Source organism: Bacillus nitroreducens (assembly GCF_964021195.1).
Genome location: NZ_CAXHYI020000004.1, coordinates 1 through 6,101, shown reverse-complemented (window position 1 = coordinate 6,101; position 6,101 = coordinate 1). Strand labels below are relative to the sequence as shown.

At 51.2% G+C, this 6,101-nt stretch carries 9 tRNA genes and 3 rRNA genes; all 12 read left to right on the top strand.

Features of this window, described 5'->3' with window-relative positions:
* Positions 1-78 precede the first annotated feature (78 nt).
* The 12 genes from ACWPVE_RS22545 to ACWPVE_RS22490 all read left to right on the top strand — a co-directional run bounded on the left by ACWPVE_RS22545 (position 79) and on the right by ACWPVE_RS22490 (position 6,101).
* Positions 79-1,628: ribosomal RNA gene (locus ACWPVE_RS22545) — 16S ribosomal RNA — on the top strand.
* A 530-nt stretch (positions 1,629-2,158) separates the two neighbouring features.
* Positions 2,159-5,090 (top strand): 23S ribosomal RNA (locus tag ACWPVE_RS22540).
* A gap of 95 nt (positions 5,091-5,185) precedes the next feature.
* Positions 5,186-5,301, top strand: a 5S ribosomal RNA gene (gene rrf, locus ACWPVE_RS22535).
* The 16S, 23S and 5S rRNA genes sit together here with 9 tRNA genes alongside, the layout of an rRNA operon.
* 9 nt (positions 5,302-5,310) lie before the next feature.
* Positions 5,311-5,386 (top strand) — tRNA-Val (locus ACWPVE_RS22530).
* Between the two features lie 14 nt (positions 5,387-5,400).
* Positions 5,401-5,476 (top strand) — tRNA-Thr (locus tag ACWPVE_RS22525).
* 4 nt (positions 5,477-5,480) lie between these two features.
* Positions 5,481-5,556 (top strand) — tRNA-Lys (locus tag ACWPVE_RS22520).
* 14 nt (positions 5,557-5,570) lie between these two features.
* Positions 5,571-5,651: transfer RNA gene (locus ACWPVE_RS22515), tRNA-Leu, on the top strand.
* Positions 5,652-5,655: 4 nt separating this feature from the next.
* Positions 5,656-5,731 (top strand) — tRNA-Gly (locus ACWPVE_RS22510).
* A gap of 18 nt (positions 5,732-5,749) precedes the next feature.
* A tRNA-Leu gene (locus tag ACWPVE_RS22505) sits at positions 5,750-5,838 on the top strand.
* Positions 5,839-5,852: 14 nt separating this feature from the next.
* Positions 5,853-5,929: transfer RNA gene (locus ACWPVE_RS22500), tRNA-Arg, on the top strand.
* A 3-nt stretch (positions 5,930-5,932) separates the two neighbouring features.
* Positions 5,933-6,009 (top strand) — tRNA-Pro (locus ACWPVE_RS22495).
* A gap of 16 nt (positions 6,010-6,025) precedes the next feature.
* Positions 6,026-6,101 (top strand) — tRNA-Ala (locus ACWPVE_RS22490).

Genomic DNA, 6,101 nt, shown 5'->3' with positions numbered 1-6,101 from the left:
AAAGTTCTTTGAAAACTGAACACAATACAAGCGTCAATGTTAATTCTAAGTAACAAAACTTATTGAGCAATCAATACTCTATTGGAGAGTTTGATCCTGGCTCAGGATGAACGCTGGCGGCGTGCCTAATACATGCAAGTCGAGCGAATCTAAGGGAGCTTGCTCCCGAAGATTAGCGGCGGACGGGTGAGTAACACGTGGGCAACCTACCTGTAAGACTGGGATAACTTCGGGAAACCGGAGCTAATACCGGATAACATATGAGTCCACATGGTCTCATATTAAAAGATGGCTTCTCGCTATCACTTATGGATGGGCCCGCGGCGCATTAGCTAGTTGGTGAGGTAACGGCTCACCAAGGCAACGATGCGTAGCCGACCTGAGAGGGTGATCGGCCACACTGGGACTGAGACACGGCCCAGACTCCTACGGGAGGCAGCAGTAGGGAATCTTCCGCAATGGACGAAAGTCTGACGGAGCAACGCCGCGTGAGCGAAGAAGGTCTTCGGATCGTAAAGCTCTGTTGTTAGGGAAGAACAAGTATCGTTCGAATAGGGCGGTACCTTGACGGTACCTAACCAGAAAGCCACGGCTAACTACGTGCCAGCAGCCGCGGTAATACGTAGGTGGCAAGCGTTATCCGGAATTATTGGGCGTAAAGCGCGCGCAGGCGGTCCTTTAAGTCTGATGTGAAAGCCCACGGCTCAACCGTGGAGGGTCATTGGAAACTGGGGGACTTGAGTGCAGAAGAGGAGAGCGGAATTCCACGTGTAGCGGTGAAATGCGTAGAGATGTGGAGGAACACCAGTGGCGAAGGCGGCTCTCTGGTCTGTAACTGACGCTGAGGCGCGAAAGCGTGGGGAGCGAACAGGATTAGATACCCTGGTAGTCCACGCCGTAAACGATGAGTGCTAAGTGTTAGAGGGTTTCCGCCCTTTAGTGCTGAAGTCAACGCATTAAGCACTCCGCCTGGGGAGTACGGTCGCAAGACTGAAACTCAAAGGAATTGACGGGGGCCCGCACAAGCGGTGGAGCATGTGGTTTAATTCGAAGCAACGCGAAGAACCTTACCAGGTCTTGACATCCTCTGACACTCCTAGAGATAGGACGTTCCCTTCGGGGACAGAGTGACAGGTGGTGCATGGTTGTCGTCAGCTCGTGTCGTGAGATGTTGGGTTAAGTCCCGCAACGAGCGCAACCCTTGATCTTAGTTGCCAGCATTCAGTTGGGCACTCTAAGGTGACTGCCGGTGACAAACCGGAGGAAGGTGGGGATGACGTCAAATCATCATGCCCCTTATGACCTGGGCTACACACGTGCTACAATGGATGGTACAAAGGGCAGCGAAACCGCGAGGTTAAGCCAATCCCATAAAACCATTCTCAGTTCGGATTGCAGGCTGCAACTCGCCTGCATGAAGCCGGAATCGCTAGTAATCGCGGATCAGCATGCCGCGGTGAATACGTTCCCGGGCCTTGTACACACCGCCCGTCACACCACGAGAGTTTGTAACACCCGAAGTCGGTGGGGTAACCGTAAGGAGCCAGCCGCCTAAGGTGGGACAGATGATTGGGGTGAAGTCGTAACAAGGTAGCCGTATCGGAAGGTGCGGCTGGATCACCTCCTTTCTAAGGAAAAAGTCGAAAAGCGAAGGTGACTGTTCAGCTTCGAAAAGTGCTGGAATTTCTGAAGGAAAAGTCAGTAGACTTTGACAGAAGAAGTGAAGCAATCTCGAGAGGCTAGGAACCGTAGCTAGACAATAGAAGTTCTACGAACTTCATAAAAAAGACGTTTTGTATTGTGGTCAGTTTTGAGAGTGCTTTTTGTACTTTCAAAGGTCGATTTTTGCCTTTCGCAAAAATCAATTGTGCTTGCGTCTGCAAGATTAGTCAATGATGATTAATTCCTCAGCGCAAAGCTACATGAAGACTATTCACTGATGTAAATCACGATGTGATTGATGTCAGTAACTTCGTTCTTTGAAAACTAGATAACGTAACAAAACATTCATTGAAGTAAGTTCTTTAAAACTTATAGGCGCATGAGAAGCGAAAAGTTCGACGAACTGATGGAGGAAGCACCAGAGCGTATTTAACGGTACGTGAGGATGCTGACGAGAGCAGTGACGAAGAAATTTGAAGCTTATCGAAGCCGAACAGGTTAAGTTATAAAGGGCGCACGGTGGATGCCTAGGCACTAGGAGCCGATGAAGGACGGTACTAACACCGATATGCTTCGGGGAGCTGTAAGTAAGCATTGATCCGAAGATTTCCGAATGGGGAAACCCACTGCTCGTAATGGGGCAGTATCCTTACCTGAATTCATAGGGTAAGCGAAGGTAGACCTGGGGAACTGAAACATCTAAGTACCCAGAGGAAGAGAAAGCAAACGCGATTTCCTGAGTAGCGGCGAGCGAAACGGAAGATAGCCCAAACCAAGAGGCTTGCCTCTTGGGGTTGTAGGACACTCTATACGGAGTTACAAAAGAGCGAAGTAGACGAAGCGACCTGGAAAGGTCCGTCAGAGAAGGTAACAACCCTGTAGTCGAAACTTCGTTCTCTCTTGAGTGGATCCTGAGTACGGCGGGACACGTGAAATCCCGTCGGAAGCTGGGAGGACCATCTCCCAAGGCTAAATACTCCCTAGTGACCGATAGTGAACCAGTACCGTGAGGGAAAGGTGAAAAGCACCCCGGGAGGGGAGTGAAATAGAACCTGAAACCGTGTGCCTACAAGTAGTCAAAGCACATTCATGTGTGATGGCGTGCCTTTTGTAGAATGAACCGGCGAGTTACGATTACGTGCAAGGTTAAGTCGAAGAGACGGAGCCGCAGCGAAAGCGAGTCTGAATAGGGCGAATGAGTACGTGGTCGTAGACCCGAAACCAGGTGATCTACCCATGTCCAGGGTGAAGTTCAGGTAACACTGAATGGAGGCCCGAACCCACGTACGTTGAAAAGTGCGGGGATGAGGTGTGGGTAGCGGAGAAATTCCAATCGAACTTGGAGATAGCTGGTTCTCTCCGAAATAGCTTTAGGGCTAGCCTCGAGTATAGAGTCTTGGAGGTAGAGCACTGATTGGACTAGGGGCCCTCATCGGGTTACCGAATTCAGTCAAACTCCGAATGCCAAAGACTTGATTCTCGGGAGTCAGACTGCGAGTGATAAGATCCGTAGTCAAGAGGGAAACAGCCCAGACCACCAGCTAAGGTCCCAAAGTATACGTTAAGTGGAAAAGGATGTGGAGTTGCTTAGACAACCAGGATGTTGGCTTAGAAGCAGCCACCATTTAAAGAGTGCGTAATAGCTCACTGGTCGAGTGACTCTGCGCCGAAAATGTACCGGGGCTAAACGTATCACCGAAGCTGTGGATTGTTCTTACGAACAATGGTAGGAGAGCGTTCTAAGTGCAGCGAAGTCAGACCGTGAGGACTGGTGGAGCGCTTAGAAGTGAGAATGCCGGTATGAGTAGCGAAAGAGGGGTGAGAATCCCCTCCACCGAATGCCTAAGGTTTCCTGAGGAAGGCTCGTCCGCTCAGGGTTAGTCGGGACCTAAGCCGAGGCTGAAAAGCGTAGGCGATGGACAACAGGTTGATATTCCTGTACCACCTCTTTACCGTTTGAGCGATGGAGGGACGCAGGAGGATAGGGTAAGCGCACTGTTGGATATGTGCGTCCAAGCAGTTAGACTGGTAAGTAGGCAAATCCGCTTACCGTAAGGTTGAGCTGTGATGGCGAGGGAAATATAGTACCGAAGTTCCTGATTCCACACTGCCAAGAAAAGCTTCTAGCGAGGTAAATGGTGCCCGTACCGCAAACCGACACAGGTAGGCGAGGAGAGAATCCTAAGGTGATCGAGAGAACTCTCGTTAAGGAACTCGGCAAAATGACCCCGTAACTTCGGGAGAAGGGGTGCTTTTTAGGGTGCATAGCCCTGAAAAGCCGCAGTGAATAGGCCCAGGCGACTGTTTAGCAAAAACACAGGTCTCTGCGAAGCCGCAAGGCGAAGTATAGGGGCTGACACCTGCCCGGTGCTGGAAGGTTAAGAGGAGGGGTTAGCGCAAGCGAAGCTCTGAATCGAAGCCCCAGTAAACGGCGGCCGTAACTATAACGGTCCTAAGGTAGCGAAATTCCTTGTCAGGTAAGTTCTGACCCGCACGAAAGGTGTAACGATCTGGGCACTGTCTCAACGAGAGACTCGGTGAAATTATAGTACCTGTGAAGATGCAGGTTACCCGCGACAGGACGGAAAGACCCCGTGGAGCTTTACTGCAACCTGATATTGAATTTTGGTACAGCTTGTACAGGATAGGTAGGAGCCTTGGAAGCCGGAGCGCTAGCTTCGGTGGAGGCGTCGGTGGGATACTACCCTGGCTGTATTGAAATTCTAACCCGAAGGCCTTATCGGCCTTGGAGACAGTGTCAGGTGGGCAGTTTGACTGGGGCGGTCGCCTCCTAAAGAGTAACGGAGGCGCCCAAAGGTTCCCTCAGAATGGTTGGAAATCATTCGTAGAGTGTAAAGGCACAAGGGAGCTTGACTGCGAGACCTACAAGTCGAGCAGGGACGAAAGTCGGGCTTAGTGATCCGGTGGTTCCGCATGGAAGGGCCATCGCTCAACGGATAAAAGCTACCCCGGGGATAACAGGCTTATCTCCCCCAAGAGTCCACATCGACGGGGAGGTTTGGCACCTCGATGTCGGCTCATCGCATCCTGGGGCTGTAGTCGGTCCCAAGGGTTGGGCTGTTCGCCCATTAAAGCGGTACGCGAGCTGGGTTCAGAACGTCGTGAGACAGTTCGGTCCCTATCCGTCGTGGGCGTAGGAAATTTGAGAGGAGCTGTCCTTAGTACGAGAGGACCGGGATGGACACACCGCTGGTGTACCAGTTGTCCTGCCAAGGGCATAGCTGGGTAGCTATGTGTGGAAGGGATAAGTGCTGAAAGCATCTAAGCATGAAGCCCCCCTCAAGATGAGATTTCCCATAGTGTTAAACTAGTAAGATCCCTCGAAGATGACGAGGTTGATAGGTCAGAGGTGGAAGCATGGTGACATGTGCAGCTGACTGATACTAATCGATCGAGGACTTAACCAAATAGAATTGCGAAGGCGACTGTATAGGAGCCGTAGCAAGACATTAATGAATGTGCGTACGTTATCTAGTTTTGAAGGAATGAATCCTTCTTATAGTTTAGTGACGATAGCGAAGAGGTCACACCCGTTCCCATACCGAACACGGAAGTTAAGCTCTTCAGCGCCGATGGTAGTTGGGGCATTGCCCCTGTGAGAGTAGGACGTTGCTAGGTTGAAAAGATGGAGGATTAGCTCAGCTGGGAGAGCACCTGCCTTACAAGCAGGGGGTCGGCGGTTCGATCCCGTCATCCTCCACCATAATTCCTAAATGTGCCGGTTTAGCTCAATTGGTAGAGCAACTGACTTGTAATCAGTAGGTTGGGGGTTCAAGTCCTCTAGCCGGCACCATTTAGAGCCATTAGCTCAGTCGGTAGAGCATCTGACTTTTAATCAGAGGGTCGAAGGTTCGAATCCTTCATGGCTCACCATTTTATTTAAATATGCGGGTGTGGCGGAATTGGCAGACGCGCTAGACTTAGGATCTAGTGTCTTTGACGTGGGGGTTCGAGTCCCTTCACCCGCATTATGCGGAAGTGAGTTCAGTGGTAGAACACCACCTTGCCAAGGTGGGGGTCGCGGGTTCGAATCCCGTCTTCCGCTCCAGAAGTTATTTACTAAATTGCCGGGGTGGCGGAACTGGCAGACGCACAGGACTTAAAATCCTGCGGTAGGTGACTACCGTACCGGTTCGATTCCGGTCCTCGGCACCATTTTAATAGTAAATGCGCCCGTAGCTCAATTGGATAGAGCGTCTGACTACGGATCAGAAGGTTATGGGTTCGACTCCTTTCGGGCGCGCCATTACGGGAAGTAGCTCAGCTTGGTAGAGCACTTGGTTTGGGACCAAGGGGTCGCAGGTTCGAATCCTGTCTTCCCGACCATTAATATAATCCATTTGGGGCCTTAGCTCAGCTGGGAGAGCGCCTGCCTTGCACGCAGGAGGTCAGCGGTTCGATCCCGCTAGGCTCCACCA